We start from the raw sequence: 18,901 nt of genomic DNA, 5'->3' as shown, positions 1-18,901 counted from the left end.
AATTAGTTATAGTTAACCCATCAGTCGGAAACGACAACAGAGCACAACCCAACAAAAGGTAATGATTATGACTATTTCAAATAAGCTTTCTAAATTCGTACTTGTTTGTGGTTTAGCAGCAGCCAGTGTAGGTGCTACTTCAGCAATGGCGAAAGGAGACTTTAACCGTGGTATGAACCCACAGGCTCGTTTTTTACTTTCTGAGCGTGGTATTGATAAATTACAACTTACCGAAGAGCAGCAAACGCAACTTAAAGCGATTTTTGCCGAGCAGAAAACACAATTTGAAGCACTGCGTGGCGATAAAGATGCAATGAAAGCCGCTCGTGCTGCACACAAAGAGAAAATGGATGCGTTATTAGCAACAAAAGCATTTGACGAAAATGCAGCATTAGAGCTGATTAAAGCGCGCCAAGAAAAAGGCCAGCAGTTTGCCATGCTAAAAATGAAATCTGACCATGCGATTTGGCAGGTTTTAAATGAAGAACAGCGTGAAAGCTATCAAGAGATTAAAAAGCATCTTCGTAAAAAAGGTTACAAAAAGGGCCACCATGGTCATCGAGGCGAACGCAAAGCTGAGCGTTCTGAAGGTTAGAAGTGATAGGTTATATTAAAAAATGCGGCAATTGCCGCATTTTTTGTATTTGACGCTTTATTCTTTAAAGAATGAATCATCGTTTTTAGCCAGCATTGCTTCGATATCTTCAATCATATCTTGGCTCAAATCATTAGCATTGCTAATTGGGCTAGAAATTTTATTGTTTTCAAACGACCACTCGCCTAAATCAATTAGCTGGCAGCGTTTTGAGCAAAATGGGCGATGCGGGCTTTGCTCTGACCATTCAACTTTGGCTTTGCATGTTGGGCAGTTTACAACTGTTGGCATGGAATAACTCTCAAATAAGCACTTTTGTCAGATCTTACTGAACAGTTAGCTGATAATCCAGTAACGAATTTGTTTAGAAACTCGTTACTCGGTTTATTTCTGCTAAAGAGGTAACGCCATCAGCGGCTTTTTTCAGGCCAGATAAACGCAGATCATTAAAGCCTGAGCGCAGAGATACTTCAGCGATTTCGAGTGAGTTACCACCACGCATAATAATTTGTGCTATTTCAGGGGTAATTTGCATTACCTCATAAATACCAACTCGACCTTTATAGCCTTCAGTACAGCTATCGCATCCTTTTGGTGCGAATAACTGAACCTCATTGAGCTTGTCTTTATCAAAACCTTGGCGAATCAATTCTTCATCAGGTAGTTTTTCTGGTGTTTTACACTTAGGGCAAAGTCGTCTTGCTAGACGCTGCGCAATAATAAGGCTGATTGAACTTGCTACGTTATAAGCAGGAACACCCATATTTAAAAGACGAGTAAGAGTTTCTGGTGCAGAGTTTGTATGCAGAGTTGATAATACCAAGTGACCTGTTTGCGCCGCTTTAATTGCTATTTCAGCGGTTTCAAGGTCACGGATCTCACCAACCATTACGACATCGGGATCTTGTCGTAAGAAAGCCTTTAATGCATTGGCAAAGGTCATATCTGCCTTTGGATTAATTTGTACTTGGTTAATCCCTTCAAGGTTGATCTCTACTGGATCTTCGGCGGTACTGATATTACGCTCTGGCTGGTTAAGAATATTCAAACCCGTATAAAGTGATACCGTTTTACCAGAGCCCGTTGGACCGGTTACTAAGATCATGCCTTGTGGTTGCTCAAGTGCGTCCATGTAGAGTTTTTTCTGCTCAGGTTCATAACCAAGCACATCGATACCTAGCATAGCACTTGATGAGTCGAGAATACGCATTACGATTTTCTCGCCCCAAAGGGTAGGCAAGGTACTGACACGGAAGTCGATACTTTTACGTTCAGTAATTTTAAGCTTAATACGGCCGTCTTGAGGTTTACGTTTTTCTGCTATATCAAGTCGTGACATAACCTTGATACGTGCAGATAAACGGCTCGCTAAGCTATTTGGTGGACTTGCCATTTCATGCAAAATACCATCGATGCGAAAACGCACACGGTAGCGGTGTTCATAAGGTTCAAAGTGTAGATCCGAGGCTCCTTTTTTAATTGCGTCCATCAAAATTTTATTGATGTAAACGATAATAGGGGCATCGTCTTTATCTTCATCTTTGCTGGCTAAATCGCGAGGGGCTTCTGTTTCAAGCTCACCAAGCTCTTTAAACTCATCTTCACTTAAATGTAAGCCACCTGCGGCATCAAGTAATTGCTCAATTTTGTTTTCAAGTTGCGTGTAATCAACAACGACCACTTCGCATGAAAGGCCAGTACTAAATTCAAAGTTTTCAAAGGCACCGTAGTCGGTTGGATCTGAGGCTGCAATGTAGAGCTTACGGCCCTTTTTAACTAGAGGTAAAATGTGGTGCTCACGAATTAGTTTATCTTTAACTAGTTCTTCGCTAATGTTCGCAACGTCAAAGTCTTTGATGTCAAAATAAGGCACACGAAAAAGGTCTGTACATTGCTCTGCGAGCTCATGGCCAGCCATTCCACATGTTTTAGAAATAAGCTCTGCAGTAGAGTTATATTCGCGCTGCTTTGATTTTACGGTCTCTGCATCAATGCGACCGAGTGTAATAAATTTTCGAAGTAGCGGTGAGTTTATATTCATTGCGCACCTAGATTGATCCTTTATTGCCACAATCTAACAGAAAAAGTAAGGCTATTACATCAGTCTTGTCTGATTTTAGGAAAATTGCAAAAAAAATTAACCTAAAACTCAGTTGTTTAGAATGTGTTTTGGTACTTTTGTATTGGTTTTTATGGGTTCAAATTCATGAGAATCTATAAATAAAATCAATACCCTAGTGAGAGTGCATTAGGTACTTTTTGTGCAGCTTTTGCACATCAGCTTTTACTTCTTCAAGAGGGCGGTTGTTATCCAAAATATCACCCGCTTTTTGTTTTTTATCAGCTCTGCTCATTTGTGAAGCGATAATTTGCTTAGCTAATTCTACAGAGACATTATCACGGGCTGTAGTTCTTGTTATTTGTACATCGACCGGAACATCAATTAATAAGGTATGGTTGCAGTATTTTTCTAAGCCATTTTCAAAAAGTAAGGGAGCAACTAATATGACATAGTGGCTGGTGGCCAGCTTTAATTGGCTCAGCATTGTTTCTCGAATAAGTGGGTGCAATAAGTTATTTAGCCATTGCTTTTGTGATTCATCGGCAAAGATAATAGCCCTTAGTTTTGCGCGATCAAGCGTGCCGTTACTCGTGAGTATCTCATCACCAAAATGTGCTTTAATTTTTGTAAGGCCAACAGAGCCAGGCTCGACGACTTCTCTGGCAACTATATCGGCATCAACCACCTGAATACCAAGCTCTTCAAACATGGCGCTTACTGCACTTTTGCCTGAGCCAATACCACCGGTTAGCCCTAAAACCCAGTTTGCCATAATTAGTAACCTAAATAGTTAAAGTAATAACTTTTAATTTGCTCACCCCATAGTAAGGTGACCCATCCTGCGATGGCAAGATAAGGCCCAAACGGGATTGGCGTAGTTTTGTCTTTACCTTGAATAATGATTTGCGAAATGCCGATGATGGCACCGACGACACTTGATAGCAGCACGATAGTTAAAATATCTTGCCAGCCAAGTAGCGCACCAAACACGGCTAACAGCTTAAAGTCGCCATAACCCATGCCTTCTTTACCTGTAGCAAGCTTAAACAACCAATAGACACTCCATAAGCTTAGGTAGCCAACTGCAGCGCCGGTAATGGCATCGCTCGGTGCAATGGTAATATCCATAGTGGCCGCAATCAGCGCAAGCCAAACGAGTGGCAAAGTGAGTTGGTCAGGCAGTAACATGTGATCTATATCGATAAAGGTTAAAGCGACTAACACCCAAGTAATCAATATATAAAGAAGAGCTAGCTTAGTTGGTCCAAACACGACAGCAACAATTAAACTTAAAACCGCTGTAAGCATTTCAACAATAGGGTAGCGCACAGAAATCGGTGTTTGACAATTTGCACAGCGACCTTTAAGCAATAGCCAACTTAAGACAGGGATATTTTGCCAAGCTTTAATCGGTGCTTTGCATTTAGGGCAAGTTGAATTAGGTTTTACTAAATTAAAGGGAGCTTGTTCTGTTTGCTGTTTTGAATTGAGCTCATCGGCCAATACAATACGGCACTCAGTTTGCCATTCTCTTTTCATCATCAGTGGCAAACGATAAATCACCACATTCAAAAAGCTACCAATACACAGGCTTACTAAGCCCACCGTCAAAAAATAAAACCACTGCTGACTTTGCATCGCAGTGGTTATATCAAGAAAAAAGTTTTCCATTAAAGTACCTAACTTCTGGCCATTTGCAGGCCGATATTATTTCGCTGTGTTGAAGCGTTTTTATTATTTATTTTATGTAGCAAGCAATCAACTAGCGTTTATAGTTTTGCTTACAGCTTACAGCTTACAGCTTACAGCTTACAGCTATGTTTAAATCACCGAACCTAATTGGAATATAGGCAAGTACATAGCAACAATTAACCCACCAACAAGCACACCTAAAACCGCCATGATAAGGGGCTCAAGTAAGCTTGATAAACCATCAACGGCATCATCAACTTCTTGTTCATATATCGTTGCTACTTTAGCAAGCATACCATCAAGTGAACCCGACTCTTCACCAATAGCAACCATTTGAACGACCATATCAGGGAAGATTTTAGTATTGCGCATCGCCCAGTTCATTAAATTACCAGAACTGACCTCGGCTTTGATTTCTAAAATCGCATAACGATACACCGCATTACCAGAAGCACCCGCAGCTGAGTCGAGTGCATCAACGAGGGGGACACCAGCAGCAAAAGTAGTTGATAAAGTGCGAGCATAGCGCGCAACCGCTGCTTTATTCAAAATCATACCAATAACAGGCAGTTTTAATATCGCTCTATCGTTAGCATCTCTGAGTTTTTTACTCTTAAGGAGGGCTTCTTTATATGCAAAACCAGTTGCGATAACAGCAATCAGAATTATCCACCAATATTCCTGCATAAACTCAGAAATACCAATCACCATTAAGGTAAACCCAGGAAGCTCAGCTCCAAAGCCATTAAAAATATCTTGGAATTGCGGCACAACGAAGATAAGCAAAATTGAAGTTACAATGACCGCAACAACCAAAACTGCAATCGGGTAAAACATGGCTTTTTTAATTTTTGATTTGAGTGCTTCAGCTTTTTCTTTATAAAGTGCTACTCGGTCAAATATTTTATCAAGTGCGCCCGATTGCTCACCTGAGGCCACTAAATCGCAATATAAATCATCAAAATAGCGTGGGTGTTTTCGAAGCGCTTGAGAAAGAGGCACACCCGCTTTTACCTCATCGCCTATACCTTCCATTAATTTTTCGACACTTTTATTTTTTGTACCACTTCCTATCATCTCAATAGTTTGAATGAGGGGAACACCTGCCATCAACATGGTTGCAATCTGTCGTGTAATTAAGGCTACATCTTTTGGTGTAATTTTTTGAACAGACTTTATACCGAATAAAGGTTTAGCCTTTCGTTTGACCTTTGACGGTGTTATTCCTTGCTTACGCAATTGAGCTTTTACTAAAGCAATACTTTGCCCAGAAAGTTCACCTTCAAGCTTTTTACCTCTAGCATTAACACCAACCCATTCAAAGGTGTCTTGGGTTGCTGTACTTTTAGGATTATTCATTTTATTGACAACCTTTAAGTCTAATCAATATTAATTTGCTTGAGAAACTCATGGGGGTTCTCGCATTGTTTAAAGACACCATTAATAGCATCCTTTTTAAATTGTAGACACAAAGCTAAAAACATAGATTTTATTATATCTTTATTTTCAAAATGAGAAGCAGGAAACCATTTATTATTCTTCAAATCAACAATTATTAAATCGTCCATCATACTTGGGAAGGTAGCCAATTTGTAGTCACCTTTAATGATGCTTCTTTGTTTGCTTTCTAGTGCTTTAGGATAGATTTCAGGTTTCACTATTAATTTACCATCAGAGTTAATCTTATAGAAATAAATACCATTAGCAATAGTTTGTAGTTCATCAATAATTTTATTAGAAGTTACAATTGGATTAATTGAGCTTTCGCTATATACGGGTCTATTAGATGGTACTTCATCAATAGACATACCATCACTATCATTATCAAGTTGTAAGCATTTCATCAGAGAAGGCTTTATATCAATTAAACTATAGTTGTAATCATCATTACCAGTAAATATCTGATCACATTCTTTCGCTTTGCCAAATGTAGCAATTGAAAGAAGGACTTCAAATTGTGAATTCGACAGAACATTTGTACCATGTCCTTGACTGTTAGTAATGAAGTTTGATTCAGGTATAGCATTTTTAGGGCCATCAGATGGATGCTCGAAACTTTCGCCATGGTCAGATAAAAAGATCACTATTGCATTATCTAAGTAGCCTGCTTCATCAAGATCATTGACTAAGCTTGAAACCTGTAAATCTGCTTCTCTAAGCATTGACTTATATAAATAAGTATATGGATCATCAGGATTTAACTGTTCATTAGGCAAGAATAATGGAACCCTAATTTTAAATGGGTAGTGAGGTAATGTAAAATGAGTCGCCAAAAATATTGGAGAAGAACTTATACTGATTTGTTTTTTTATCTTATTATTGAAGTCGCTTGGCTCATATGTAACATAGGCAGCTCTATTCGCTTTTATATAAGGGAATATTTCATTTATTAGTGAAACGTTACTAGCTAATGCCATCTGAGGTAAATTTGCTAAGTTTGCTAAAATAAACTCAGCGGCATTTGCTGGTGGACCTATTATTGTTTCAAAGCCATATGACTGATCTATATTATTGAACCTTCTTTCATCTTGGGCGTATATAGTTGTATATCCTTGACTTTTTAATACCCATTGAAGCATGCCAGTCTTTACCAGAGTTTTCTCTTCTGTAAGGTTAAAACGTGCGCCAGTGTTGATCGGCAGCTTTCCTGATAGAATTGAAAACCATGATGGAAATGTTCTTGCATTAGGGGTAGTTACATTGTTAATTTTGCCATTCTTGTTTATTTGAGACCATATAAAAGGTGTTAAAGCAGGAGATATAAAGTCAGGGCGTAAAGAATCTACTCCTATGACTATTATATTAGGGTGTTCAGCAGGTTCATTATGAACTTTATTATTTACGCTTTCAAATTCAAAGAAAGAGAATAATATCAATATTGATAATAAAGTGATTTTATAAGTGTTTCTTAAGTTTCTAATTGATAAAAGCAACAAAGTTAGAAAAATAGCTAATGTTATTGGGAATAATAAATCAGGGATGTTTGTTCCAATTGAAAATGAAGATAAGGGGTATAGTGTGCTATTTCCTATTAATATTGAGCTGCATATAATTAACCAAGTTAATAGAGTAATGAATGGTACTTTTGCAAATTTAGTAATGATGAGTGTAGCGAATGTAGCTAACAAAATATGAAGTAATACTAATGTGAATAAAGCGATCAAGAGCTCAAAAAGAAACCTAGGTGTAGTAATAGCGTTATAAACTATTTTTGTAATTTCAGTATTGACACTGTGCTCTGATAAAGAAACTGAGTTGAAAATTAGATTTGCGAGTGTTAGTAAAGCGATTGAAAAGCTAATTAGTATATTTTTTTTATAATTTTTCATTTAAATAAAAGCCTCAGTAAATTGCTGAGGCTTTATGTTTCCATATAAATTAAGTTATTAACGACAGTTTGCTGGTTTATATTTGTCGTCAACAGTACCTGCAGTACAAGTCCATGTGATTGACCCTTTAGTATTGTCTACTGTAGGGGTTAGGATAATTGTTGTTCCAGAGGCTACTTTATCATTATAAGTAATAGTAATAATACCAGACGCACCAACTGCTACTGAATTGACTGCATTACCAGTGATATTTGAAGCTGCTGGTAAACCAGCTGCTGTGTTTGTTGTTGGTAGAGCTGCTTGAGAAACATAATATTCAGTTACAGCTGCTTTTGCCGAAGCGCCAAGTGTAATACCTTCACTAACGTGTGCGCGTTTTGTGTAATCTTGATAAGCAGGCAGTGCTACCGCTGCCAATATACCGATGATTGCAACCACAATCATTAATTCAATAAGGGTGAAACCCTGTTGCTTTTGTTGTGTCATTTGTTCCTCTCCTAAAGGATATGATGATTTAGTAAGTTTAGCTGTAACTTCAGCGTTGTAAAACAGTGCTCAATTTACAGGATAAATCTTACAGTTTTACTTAAAACTACTTTTATTAACCTTTAAATGTTAACAAAGCAGCAAAAACTTTACTTGTTAAGCGTGTATAAATTTACTTTAGCATCAATAAATGTTTTTGGAAGCTATTTTCCTGTTCAGTAAGTAGTTTTTCAGAACTTTCCTACCTTTGTTTGATGTAAAATAAGCTTAGTTACACATATTTGTACTATTTATAGACACCGCATCCTTGCAGGAACTTATTGAATTGATTGCAATCTTGTGTAGGTTCAGGACGTGCGTATACAAAATAGTCAAAAGCGCTGAAAAGATATTGATTTTTTGTTATCTATTCAGGCTTTTTACGTATTTAATGCTTTTTTTATTTTCTTGTCAACGAATTAGGTAAAACATTAAATACGTACAAGAGAAATTTTAGCCGTTAAATCGCATTGAAAGATCGATTGATTGTAAATTTTTTGTAAGTGCACCACTTGAAATAAAGTCAACACCGGCCTGTGAATAGGCTTTTAAAGTTTCAAGAGTCATGTTGCCTGATACCTCAAGCTTTGCTCGCTTGTCTGTTAGCACAACTGCTTGTTGAATTTGCTCTACAGTAAAGTTATCAAGCATGATGATATCAGCGCCAGCTGTGATCGCTTGTTCAAGCTCATCAAGTGATTCTACTTCTACTTCAACTGGTTTAGTCGGGTGGTTTACTTTAGCTTGAGCGACTGCTTTATCAATACCACCACAAGCTGCAATGTGGTTTTCTTTAATTAGGAACGCATCAAAAAGGCCGATGCGATGATTCGCGCCACCACCACAGTTCACAGCGTATTTTTGTAGCGCACGTAAACCTGGAATTGTTTTACGCGTGTCGAGTAGCTGAGTGGTGGTTCCTTCAAGCTCTTTTACATAATGAGCTGTTGTTGTTGCTGTACCTGAGAGTGTTTGTACAAAGTTAAGAGCAGTGCGCTCTGCAGTTAAAATTGCGCGAGCTGAGCCTGATGCTGTAAATAGTGTACTATTTGCCGCTACTTTGTCGCCGTCATTTACGAGTACTTCAACGTTTACATTAGGGTCGACTTGCTTAAATACTTCTAAAATAATGTCTTTACCACAAAACACACAGTCTTCACGAGTAATTACTTTGGCATCGGCTAGCTCGTTTTCTGGAATTAGTTGCGCGGTAATATCACCGTCATTTGCGCTTTGGTAATCTAAATCTTCATCAAGGGCGAGTTTTACCAGCTGGCTAATTAAAGTGTGAGGGACTGACATGTCGAAAGCTCATTGTTTATTAATAAATTGGCGAAATTTTACTATGTTTAACCCCTTAATAGAAGACAAAGATCGGCCACATTAAAGTATCCTTTCTCTTACTTTAAGCGATTGAATCAAAGCAACTAGACCCTGAGATTTTAACCCTTTACACTATTTAACTTTATTGTCATCGTTAGTTTTTAATATGCATATAAATGAATTGGGCCAATTAAACAATGTGTTACAAAGGCCCTGTACACATTACGATGAGCGCCCTGAGGGCGAGGTGTCATTACTTGTTATTCATAATATTTCATTGCCTGCTGGGCAGTTCGCAACGCCTTATGTTGATGATTTGTTCATGGGGGCAATTGATTGTACGGCGCACGAAAGCTTTACTGATTTAAAAGGCTTAAGAGTGTCTGCGCATTGCTTTATTCGTCGTACCGGTGAAATTATTCAGTACGTGCCTTTTGAGAAAAGGGCTTGGCACGCCGGTATCTCAACGTTTGAAGGCAGAGAGCGCTGTAATGATTTTAGCGTGGGCATTGAGCTTGAAGGTACCGACAACCAAGCGTATACCCAAGCCCAGTATAATGCATTACACTTAGTGACTATGGCGTTGATGGCAAAGTACCCTGAGATAAACCGTTCACGCATTGTAGGCCACTGTGATATTGCACCGGGCAGAAAAACTGACCCTGGTGCGAGTTTTGATTGGCAATACTATTTTGATTTAGTGTTTTAGTTAAAGGATATAGGTAAAAGCATGATCTTAATTTCAATAATTATTGCTTTGGTAATTGAGCGTTTAGGGGCTCGAGCTAACTACTGGCAAATCGGTTTTTATGCCAATACCTACCTTAAGCACTCGCAAAAACAACTCTCAGAAAAAGGCTTATTTAATTCGCCAATTGGTTTTTTGATTTGGTTAATGCTGCCTGTCGTTGCCGCAGGTTTAGTTTATCAACTCTCTGATTTTATTATTTGGCAACTAGCTGTGAATGTTGCTGTGCTGCTGGTGTGTTTTGGTTGTGCTAAGCAACGTGCTTTATATAAGTCTTACTTAAATGCGTTAACCCGCAACGATCAAGAAGCGGCAACCCTATTTGCGTTACAAATGGGCCAAAAGAAGACAGAAGATGACCCTCATGGTGAGACTTTTGGCCAAACTTTAGCTTGGTTAAATTTTCGCTTTTATTGTGCAGTTATTTTTTGGTTTGTGGTTTTAGGTGTGCCTGGCGCGGTGCTTTACGCATTAGTTCGTACTTTTGCTGACAAAGTAAGGGATGATCACAGTGTTGCCTATGCTAAGCGTTTTAAACTAGTACATAGCTTACTGTTTTGGCTCGATTGGTTACCAGCTCGGGTTGCAAGCTTTGGTTATTTAGTGATTGGTAACTTTAATAAAGGTACCAGTTGTTGGCTCAAGTATGTGCTCGACTTTTCAGTGAGTAACCGAAAAGTAGTTACGCAAACTGCACTTGCCGCTGAGCAAATTGAGCAGCAACATTTTGGCTGTACTTATGAAGCCACCTGTATGATGAAACTTGTAAAAAGAAATGTATTATTCTTTTTAGTGATCATCGCAGCACTTACTTTATTTGGTGGTTTGGCGTAGCGTGTAAAGTTAGCAAGTTACGAGATGTAGGACTGGCTTTAGCCGGGAATGTGTTTGAGTTAGCAAGTTTCAAGAGTAAAGCTTGTAGGAAAGTTACTAGTCATGAATCTCTGCTGTTGCACTTTGATTGAGTTTTAATTTTTCAGCACTGAAGAGCATCCTACTTCGAATATTTTTCAGCATTCAATTCAACGATGCGGGGTAAACCGCTGCTACAAAGCTACTCAATTCATCTAACATCTAATACCTGACCACTAAAAGTTCTGCCGTTTAATCTGGTCTGACCATTTATTTTTTATTGTTTTTTCCTTCAGAAAAAGCCACTTTAATCCATACTGTTTAATCTTTAGACGAATTACGTTAGGGTGTAACTAGGCGCTGAACGTAGTGAAATTGACAGAAATACGGGTTTTTGATAACGTATGCGACAAATTTGGTATGACCAATTTACCTTTTTGGTCAAAGCACAAGGCTAAATACCCGATATTTATGGGGTTAGCGCATAACAATGCGGACGTTAATAAATGTCTTTAAAGATTAAAGCAGCAAAATTATCTGATGTAATTTTACAACAACTTGAGAATATGATTCTTGAGGGGTCGTTGGCGCCAGGCGAAAAGCTGCCTCCTGAGCGTGAGTTAGCGAAACAATTTGAAGTATCGAGACCTTCACTGCGTGAGGCAATTCAAAAGCTAGAAGCTAAGGGGTTAGTAACGCGTCGCCAAGGTGGTGGAACGTTCGTAAAAAATCAGCTTGAAGAGGGGCTCACTGATCCGCTTTTTGATTTGATTAGTAAGCATCCAGAGTCACAATTTGATTTACTCGAATTTCGTCATGCCCTTGAAGGAATTGCAGCATATTATGCAGCTATGCGCGGCACAACGAATGACTTCAGAAAAGTAAAACAAAGTTTTGACAACATTGCGCTCGTTAATGACGACATTGTGCAAAAAGCAAAAGCAATTAATGCATTTCATTTTAGTGTGGCAGAAGCGTCTCATAACGTTGTACTGCTACATTTAGTACGTGGTATGCAGGCCTTGCTAGAGCAAAATGTATTACAGAATTTAACTGTACTGTTAAAAAAACCACAGATCAGCCAGCAGCTCGCAGAACATAGACGACTGTTGATGGATGCGGTTATTGAAGGAAACCCAGAGCAAGCACGTCTTGCTAGTAATGCTCACTTAGCCTTTATCGAAGAAGCCTTACTTGAGGCTGGCAAAGAGCATTCGCGGATTGAACGTAGTTTAAGACGCACCAAACAACATTAAGCAAGTGATTAGCTAAGTTTAGTTAACTACTTAATTTTAAGATTTATTAAAATAATTAGTATTTTAAACATAAGGAAACCTCCATATGTCTGAAGTCAATAAAATTGACGTAGACGCGCTAGAAACACAAGAGTGGTTACAAGCCCTTGAGTCTGTTGTGCGCGAAGAAGGTGTTGAACGTGCTCAATTCTTACTTGAGCAAGTGTTAGAGCAAGCCCGTTTAGACGGTGTTGATATGCCTACTGGCACAACCACTAACTACGTTAATACCATCCCGGTAGATCAAGAACCTGCTTACCCAGGTGACGTAAACATTGAGCGTCGTATCCGTTCAATCATTCGTTGGAATGCGATCATGATCGTATTACGAGCGTCGAAAAAAGATCTAGACTTAGGCGGCCATATGGCTTCTTACCAGTCTTCAGCTGCATTCTATGAAGTATGTTTTAACCACTTCTTCAAAGCACCAAACGATGTAGATGGTGGTGATTTAGTTTATTACCAAGGTCACATTTCTCCAGGTATCTATGCACGTGCATTTGTTGAAGGTCGTTTAACAGCTGAGCAGCTTGACAACTTCCGTCAAGAAGTTGATGGTAAAGGTCTTCCTTCATACCCACACCCTAAGTTAATGCCTGAATTCTGGCAGTTCCCTACGGTATCAATGGGTCTTGGTCCAATTGCATCAATCTACCAAGCTCGTTTCTTAAAATACCTAGACGGTCGTGGCTTAAAAGACACTAAAAACCAACGTGTATACGCTTTCTTAGGCGATGGTGAAATGGATGAGCCAGAATCACGTGGTGCAATCTCATTCGCTGCGCGTGAGAAGCTAGATAACTTATGTTACCTAATCAACTGTAACTTACAGCGTTTAGATGGCCCAGTAATGGGTAACGGTAAGATCATTCAAGAGCTTGAAGGCCTATTCAAAGGTGCAGGCTGGAACGTGATTAAAGTTGTATGGGGTAGTGGTTGGGATATCCTACTTGCTAAAGATACATCAGGTAAATTACTGCAGTTAATGAACGAAACGATTGACGGTGATTACCAAACATATAAAGCAAAAGACGGTGCATATGTTCGTGAGCACTTCTTCGGTCGTTACCCAGAAACAGCAGCACTTGTTGCTGATATGACTGATGAAGAAATCTTCGCACTTAAGCGTGGTGGCCATGAGCCTTCAAAACTTTACGCTGCATTCAAAAAAGCGGAAGAAACCAAAGATCGTCCTACTGTGATCCTAGCTAAAACTGTAAAAGGTTACGGCATGGGTGAAGCGGCTGAAGGTAAAAACATCGCGCACCAAGTTAAGAAAATGGACATGACTCATGTTGAGCACCTACGTTCACGTTTAGGTCTACAAGATTTAGTTTCTGATGAAGAAATTAAAGACTTACCATATCTTACTCTTGAAGAGGGTTCTGAAGAGTACAAGTATCTTCACGCTCGCCGTGAAGCGCTTCAAGGTTACACACCTAAGCGTATTCCTAAGTTTTCTGAAAGCTTAATATTGCCAGAAGTTGACGCGTTTAAGCCACTACTTGAAGAGCAAAAACGTGACATCTCTACAACAATGGGCTTTGTACGTGCACTTAACGTGTTACTAAAAGACAAAGGCATTGGTAAAAACATCGTTCCTATCATCGCTGATGAAGCGCGTACATTTGGTATGGAAGGTTTATTCCGTCAAATCGGTATTTATAACCCACATGGCCAAAACTACACGCCGCAAGACCGTGACATCGTTTCTTACTATAAAGAAGCAACATCAGGTCAGGTACTACAAGAAGGTATCAACGAGTTAGGTGCAATGTCATCATGGGTTGCTGCTGCAACATCATACAGCACTAACGATTTACCAATGATCCCATTCTACATCTACTACTCAATGTTTGGTTTCCAACGTGTAGGTGATATGGCGTGGATGGCCGGTGACCAACAAGCACGTGGTTTCTTACTAGGTGCTACGGCAGGTCGTACTACACTAAACGGTGAAGGTTTACAGCACGAAGATGGTCACAGCCACATTCTTGCTAACACGGTTCCTAACTGTATTTCTTATGATCCGACATTCGCATACGAAGTAGCGGTAATCATGCAAGACGGTATCCGTCGCATGTACGGTGAAGACCAAGAAAACGTGTTCTATTACCTAACGCTAATGAACGAAAACTACCATCAACCGGCAATGCCAGAAGGCGCTGAAGAAGGTATTCGTAAAGGTATCTATAAGCTTGAAACTGTGGCTGGCGATAAAGCGAAAGTACAGTTACTAGGTTCAGGTACTATCATGATTGAAGTGCGTAAAGCGGCACAAATCCTGAGCGAAGAGTATGGTATTGGTTCAGATGTATTCTCTGTAACGTCATTCAATGAGTTAACTCGTGACGGTCAAGACGCTGAGCGTTTCAACATGCTTAATCCAGAAGCAGAGCAAAAGACTGCTTACATCACGGACGCATTAACTGATGCCGTGACTGTTGCAGCAACAGACTACATGAAGAACTACGCAGAACAAGTTCGTTCATTCGTACCAAGCAGCAACTACAAAGTGTTAGGTACTGATGGTTACGGTCGTTCTGATAGCCGTGAAAACTTACGTCGTCACTTCGAAGTGAATGCTGGTTATGTTGTGGTTGCAACACTATCTGAGCTTGCTAAACGTGGTGAAGTTGAGAAGTCAGTAGTTGTTGAAGCAATCAAGAAATTCGACATCGACACAAACAAAGTTAACCCGCTATACGCATAAGAGGTTCCAATGAGTATTGAAATTAATGTACCAGATATCGGTGGCGATGAAGTTGAAGTAACCGAAATCCTTGTTAGCGTTGGTGATAAGGTTGAGGTTGACCAATCGTTATTAACGGTTGAAGGCGACAAAGCATCAATGGAAGTACCTGCTGCACAAGCAGGTACGGTTAAAGAAATTAAAGTAGCTGAAGGTGATACGGTAACGACGGGTTCACTTATCATGATCTTCGAAGGTGAAGAACAAGCTGCGGCTCCTGCAGAGGCTAAAGAAGATGCGCCAGCTCCAGCAGCTGCGCCTGCAGCTTCTGCTGTGCAGGAAGTAACTGTGCCAGATATCGGCGATGATGAAGTTGAAGTAACTGAAATCATGGTTGCGGTAGGTGACACGGTTGAAGAAGAGCAATCTTTATTAAGCGTTGAAGGCGATAAAGCATCAATGGAAGTACCTGCTCCAATCGCGGGTACGGTTAAAGAGATCAAAATTGCGACTGGCGATAAAGTGAAAACGGGCTCTCTAATCTTCGTTTTTGAAACAGCTTCAAGCGGTTCAGAAGCGCCTGCTGCAGAATCAGCACCAGCTGAAGCAGCGCCGGCAGCAGCGGCATCAAGCACTAAAGAAGTTAACGTGCCTGATATCGGTGGTGACGAAGTTGAAGTAACCGAAGTGATGGTTGCTGTAGGCGACAAGGTTGAAGAAGATCAATCAATCTTAAACGTTGAAGGCGATAAAGCATCAATGGAAGTACCTGCACCATTTGCTGGTACTGTTAAAGAAATCAAAGTAGCTGCTGGGGATAAAGTATCAACTGGCTCACTTGTCTTTGTATTTGAAGTAGCGGGTAGTGCACTAGCAGCAGCGGCACCTGCTCCTGCTCCTGCAAAAGCTGAAGCAGCGCCTGCACCTGAAAAGCCAGCATCAGCACCTGCAAGCAACGAAGGTTTTGCAGATAACAAAGCGTATGCACATGCATCGCCTGTTGTTCGTCGTTTAGCGCGTGAGTTTGGTATTAACCTAGCAAACGTAAAAGGCACGGGTCGTAAGAATCGTGTTGTGAAAGAAGACGTACAAAACTACGTGAAAGACCTTGTGAAGAAAGTTGAGTCAGGTCAGCTGTCTTCAGGTAAAGGTAATGCTGGTGGCGGTGAGTTAGGTCTTATCCCTTGGCCTAAGGTTGATTTTGCTAAGTTTGGTGAAATCGAAGAGAAGAAACTTTCTCGTATCCAGAAGTTATCAGGTGCTAACTTACATCGTAACTGGGTGCAAATCCCGCATGTTACACAGTTTGACGAAGCTGATATCACAAGCCTTGAAGCATTCCGTAAAGAGCAAAATGCGCTTGCTGAGAAGAAAAAGCTGGGTGTTAAAATCACACCTCTTGTATTTGTGATGAAAGCAGCGGCGAAAGCATTAGCTGAATTCCCAACGTTTAACTCTTCACTGTCTGAAGACGGCGAAAGCTTAATCTTGAAGAAATACATCAATATCGGTGTTGCAGTTGATACGCCAAATGGTCTAGTTGTTCCAGTGTTCAAAGATGTTGATAAGAAAGGCATCATTGAACTTTCTCGTGAGTTAATGGATATTTCTAAGAAAGCACGTGACGGCAAGCTAACTTCATCTGATATGCAAGGCGGTTGTTTCACAATCTCAAGCCTTGGTGGTATCGGTGGTACAGCGTTCACGCCAATTGTGAATGCACCAGAAGTTGCTATCTTGGGTGTATCTAAGTCAGAAATGAAACCTAAGTGGAATGGCAAAGAGTTTGAACCTAAATTAATGGTTCCATTATCAATGTCATACGACCATAGGGTTATTGACGGTGCACTAGCAGCACGCTTTACTGTGACGCTAGCAAGCTACATGAGCGATATTCGTCAATTGGTGATGTAATCGTCTCATAATTTATAATAATCAAATCCCAGCAAGTTGTTTTTTGCTGGGATTTTTACCATTGGCAATGATACAATCTTTGCCATAGAACAATCTTGGTATAGATATCTGCTCTCCCTTTCTGCCTTGCAGAAACATGGCAGTTAAACTTAGGGGCAGTGTCCCGTTCAAACATTTAAGGTAATAGCATGAGCAACGAATTAAAAACTCAAGTTGTTGTACTAGGCGGTGGTCCTGGTGGTTATTCTGCGGCTTTCCGTGCTGCTGACTTGGGCTTAGAAGTTACATTGGTAGAATCTCGCAACACATTAGGCGGTGTATGTCTAAATGTGGGTTGTATTCCTTCAAAAGCACTTTTACACGTAGCTAAAGTGATTGATGACGCAGCTGAAATGTCATCTCACGGCGTTACTTTTGGCAAGCCTGAAATCGACCTAGACAAAATCCGTGATTGGAAAGAGTCTGTAATCGGTCAACTAACTGGCGGCTTAGACGGCATGGCTAAAATGCGTAAAGTGAAAGTAGTTAGCGGCTACGGTAAATTCACTGGCAGCAACACACTTGCTGTTGAAGGTGAAGACGGTACAACAACAATCACTTTTGACAATGCTATTATTGCAGCGGGTTCTCAACCTGTTAACTTACCTTTCATCCCTGAAGATGACCGTGTAATTGACTCAACTGGTGCGCTAGAGCTTAAAGACGTTCCTGAGAAGCTACTAGTTTTAGGTGGTGGTATCATCGGTCTTGAAATGGGTACTGTATACCGTGCACTAGGTTCTGAAATCGACGTAGTTGAGTTTGCTGATCAATTAGTACCAGCAGCTGATAAAGACGTTATCAAGATCTACCAAAAATACGTTAAGAACAAGTTCAATGTAATGCTTTCTACTAAAGTTGTTGGCGTTGAAGCGAAAGAAGACGGTCTATACGTTTCATTCGAAGGCAAAAACGCACCAGCTGACGCAGTACGTTACGATAAAGTACTTGTTGCTGTTGGTCGTACACCTAACGGTAAATTACTTGACGCTGATAAAGCAGGCGTTAACGTTGATGAGCGCGGTTTCATCAATGTTGATAAGCAGCTTAAAACAAACGTTGATCACATCTTCGCTATCGGTGATATCGTTGGTCAACCAATGCTTGCGCACAAAGCGGTTCACGAAGCTCACGTTGCTGCAGAAGTTATCTCTGGTCAGAAACACTTCTTCGATCCTAAGTGCATTCCTTCAATCGCATACACAGATCCAGAAATCGCATGGGTTGGTGTAACTGAGAAAGAAGCAAAAGAGCAAGGCTTAAGCATCGAAACTGCTGTATTCCCTTGGGCTGCTTCTGGCCGTGCAATTGCTTCAGCACGTACTGAAGGTCAAACTAAGCTAATCTTCGATAAAGACTCAGGTCGTGTTATCGGTGGTGCTATGGTTGGTATCAACGCAGGTGAAATGCTTGGTGAAATCGGCTTAGCAGTTGAAATGGGCGCAGACGGTGAAGACCTAGCGTTAACTATTCACGCTCACCCAACATTAAACGAATCAATCGGTCTAGCTGCTGAAATCTTCGAAGGTTCAATCACTGACCTTCCAAACAAAAAAGCAGTTAAAAAGAAGTAAGTTCTTTTGACTAATCTTTTTAAAAACCCAGCCCCGGCTGGGTTTTTTGTTTTTAACAATAAGCTTTTTAGAGGTTAGATATCAGATGTCAGACGTTAGTTGATCGAGAGAGTGGTTTTATTTTTTGTAATTGAACAAAAGCGTGTCATACATGAAATGAATTATACTTGTTTAACCACTAACCACTAACCACTAACCACTAACCACTAACCACTAACCACTAACCACTAACCACTAACCACTAACCACTAACCACTAACC

General features: G+C 40.1%; 15 protein-coding genes. 7 read left to right on the top strand and 8 right to left on the bottom strand.

Annotation, left to right across the window (positions count from 1 at the left end):
* Positions 1–67: 67 nt before the first annotated feature.
* Positions 68–595 carry a Spy/CpxP family protein refolding chaperone gene (locus AN394_RS17015; protein WP_055022085.1) on the top strand — a complete coding sequence of 176 codons (528 nt, stop codon included), beginning with the start codon at positions 68–70 and terminating at the stop codon, positions 593–595.
* 57 nt (positions 596–652) lie between these two features.
* Here the strand turns inward: AN394_RS17015 and yacG are convergent, their stop codons facing one another.
* From yacG to nadC, 8 genes are all read right to left on the bottom strand, one after another.
* Positions 653–886 (bottom strand): DNA gyrase inhibitor YacG, encoded by a 234-nt coding sequence (yacG, locus tag AN394_RS17010; RefSeq protein WP_054562797.1) that lies wholly within the window; start codon positions 884–886, stop codon positions 653–655.
* A gap of 73 nt (positions 887–959) precedes the next feature.
* Positions 960–2,636, bottom strand: coding sequence for a type IV-A pilus assembly ATPase PilB (pilB, locus tag AN394_RS17005; RefSeq protein ID WP_055022084.1), 1,677 nt, complete (start codon positions 2,634–2,636; stop codon positions 960–962).
* Positions 2,637–2,829: 193 nt separating this feature from the next.
* Positions 2,830–3,429 carry a dephospho-CoA kinase gene (gene coaE, locus AN394_RS17000; protein ID WP_055022083.1) on the bottom strand — a complete coding sequence of 200 codons (600 nt, stop codon included), beginning with the start codon at positions 3,427–3,429 and terminating at the stop codon, positions 2,830–2,832.
* Positions 3,430–3,431: 2 nt separating this feature from the next.
* Positions 3,432–4,328, bottom strand: a complete 897-nt coding sequence (locus AN394_RS16995; RefSeq protein ID WP_055022082.1) for an A24 family peptidase — start codon at positions 4,326–4,328, stop codon at positions 3,432–3,434.
* A gap of 150 nt (positions 4,329–4,478) precedes the next feature.
* Positions 4,479–5,708: a type II secretion system F family protein gene (locus AN394_RS16990; protein WP_055022081.1), complete on the bottom strand. Its 1,230-nt coding sequence runs from the start codon at positions 5,706–5,708 to the stop codon at positions 4,479–4,481.
* A gap of 20 nt (positions 5,709–5,728) precedes the next feature.
* A complete protein-coding gene (locus AN394_RS16985) occupies positions 5,729–7,678 on the bottom strand; it encodes a sulfatase-like hydrolase/transferase (RefSeq protein ID WP_082423012.1) in 1,950 nt (649 codons plus the stop codon).
* 57 nt (positions 7,679–7,735) lie between these two features.
* Positions 7,736–8,164 (bottom strand): pilin, encoded by a 429-nt coding sequence (locus AN394_RS16975; RefSeq protein WP_055022078.1) that lies wholly within the window; start codon positions 8,162–8,164, stop codon positions 7,736–7,738.
* A gap of 492 nt (positions 8,165–8,656) precedes the next feature.
* Entirely contained in the window at positions 8,657–9,505 is an 849-nt protein-coding gene (gene nadC, locus AN394_RS16970) for a carboxylating nicotinate-nucleotide diphosphorylase (protein ID WP_055022077.1), read from the bottom strand.
* A gap of 187 nt (positions 9,506–9,692) precedes the next feature.
* Here nadC and ampD point away from each other — a divergent pair, with 187 nt between their 5' ends.
* From ampD to lpdA, 6 genes are all read left to right on the top strand, one after another.
* Complete coding sequence (ampD, locus tag AN394_RS16965) at positions 9,693–10,235, top strand: 1,6-anhydro-N-acetylmuramyl-L-alanine amidase AmpD (protein WP_054562787.1); 543 nt, start codon at positions 9,693–9,695, stop codon at positions 10,233–10,235.
* A 21-nt stretch (positions 10,236–10,256) separates the two neighbouring features.
* Positions 10,257–11,108 carry a beta-lactamase regulator AmpE gene (gene ampE / locus AN394_RS16960; protein ID WP_054562786.1) on the top strand — a complete coding sequence of 284 codons (852 nt, stop codon included), beginning with the start codon at positions 10,257–10,259 and terminating at the stop codon, positions 11,106–11,108.
* A gap of 524 nt (positions 11,109–11,632) precedes the next feature.
* Positions 11,633–12,382, top strand: coding sequence for a pyruvate dehydrogenase complex transcriptional repressor PdhR (gene pdhR, locus AN394_RS16955; RefSeq protein WP_055022076.1), 750 nt, complete (start codon positions 11,633–11,635; stop codon positions 12,380–12,382).
* 85 nt (positions 12,383–12,467) lie between these two features.
* Positions 12,468–15,134, top strand: a complete 2,667-nt coding sequence (gene aceE, locus AN394_RS16950) for a pyruvate dehydrogenase (acetyl-transferring), homodimeric type (RefSeq protein ID WP_055022075.1) — start codon at positions 12,468–12,470, stop codon at positions 15,132–15,134.
* Between the two features lie 9 nt (positions 15,135–15,143).
* Complete coding sequence (gene aceF / locus AN394_RS16945; protein WP_055022074.1) at positions 15,144–17,027, top strand: pyruvate dehydrogenase complex dihydrolipoyllysine-residue acetyltransferase; 1,884 nt, start codon at positions 15,144–15,146, stop codon at positions 17,025–17,027.
* A 188-nt stretch (positions 17,028–17,215) separates the two neighbouring features.
* A complete protein-coding gene (lpdA, locus tag AN394_RS16940; protein ID WP_054562783.1) occupies positions 17,216–18,640 on the top strand; it encodes a dihydrolipoyl dehydrogenase in 1,425 nt (474 codons plus the stop codon).
* The last annotated feature ends 261 nt before the right edge of the window (positions 18,641–18,901 follow it).

Origin of the sequence: Pseudoalteromonas sp. P1-26 (genome assembly GCF_001401795.1) — a bacterium.
In the GTDB taxonomy this organism is placed as follows: Bacteria; Pseudomonadota; Gammaproteobacteria; order Enterobacterales; family Alteromonadaceae; genus Pseudoalteromonas.
The sequence above is the reverse complement of the archived record's forward strand: the minus strand, read 5'-3'. Positions and strand labels throughout refer to the sequence as shown.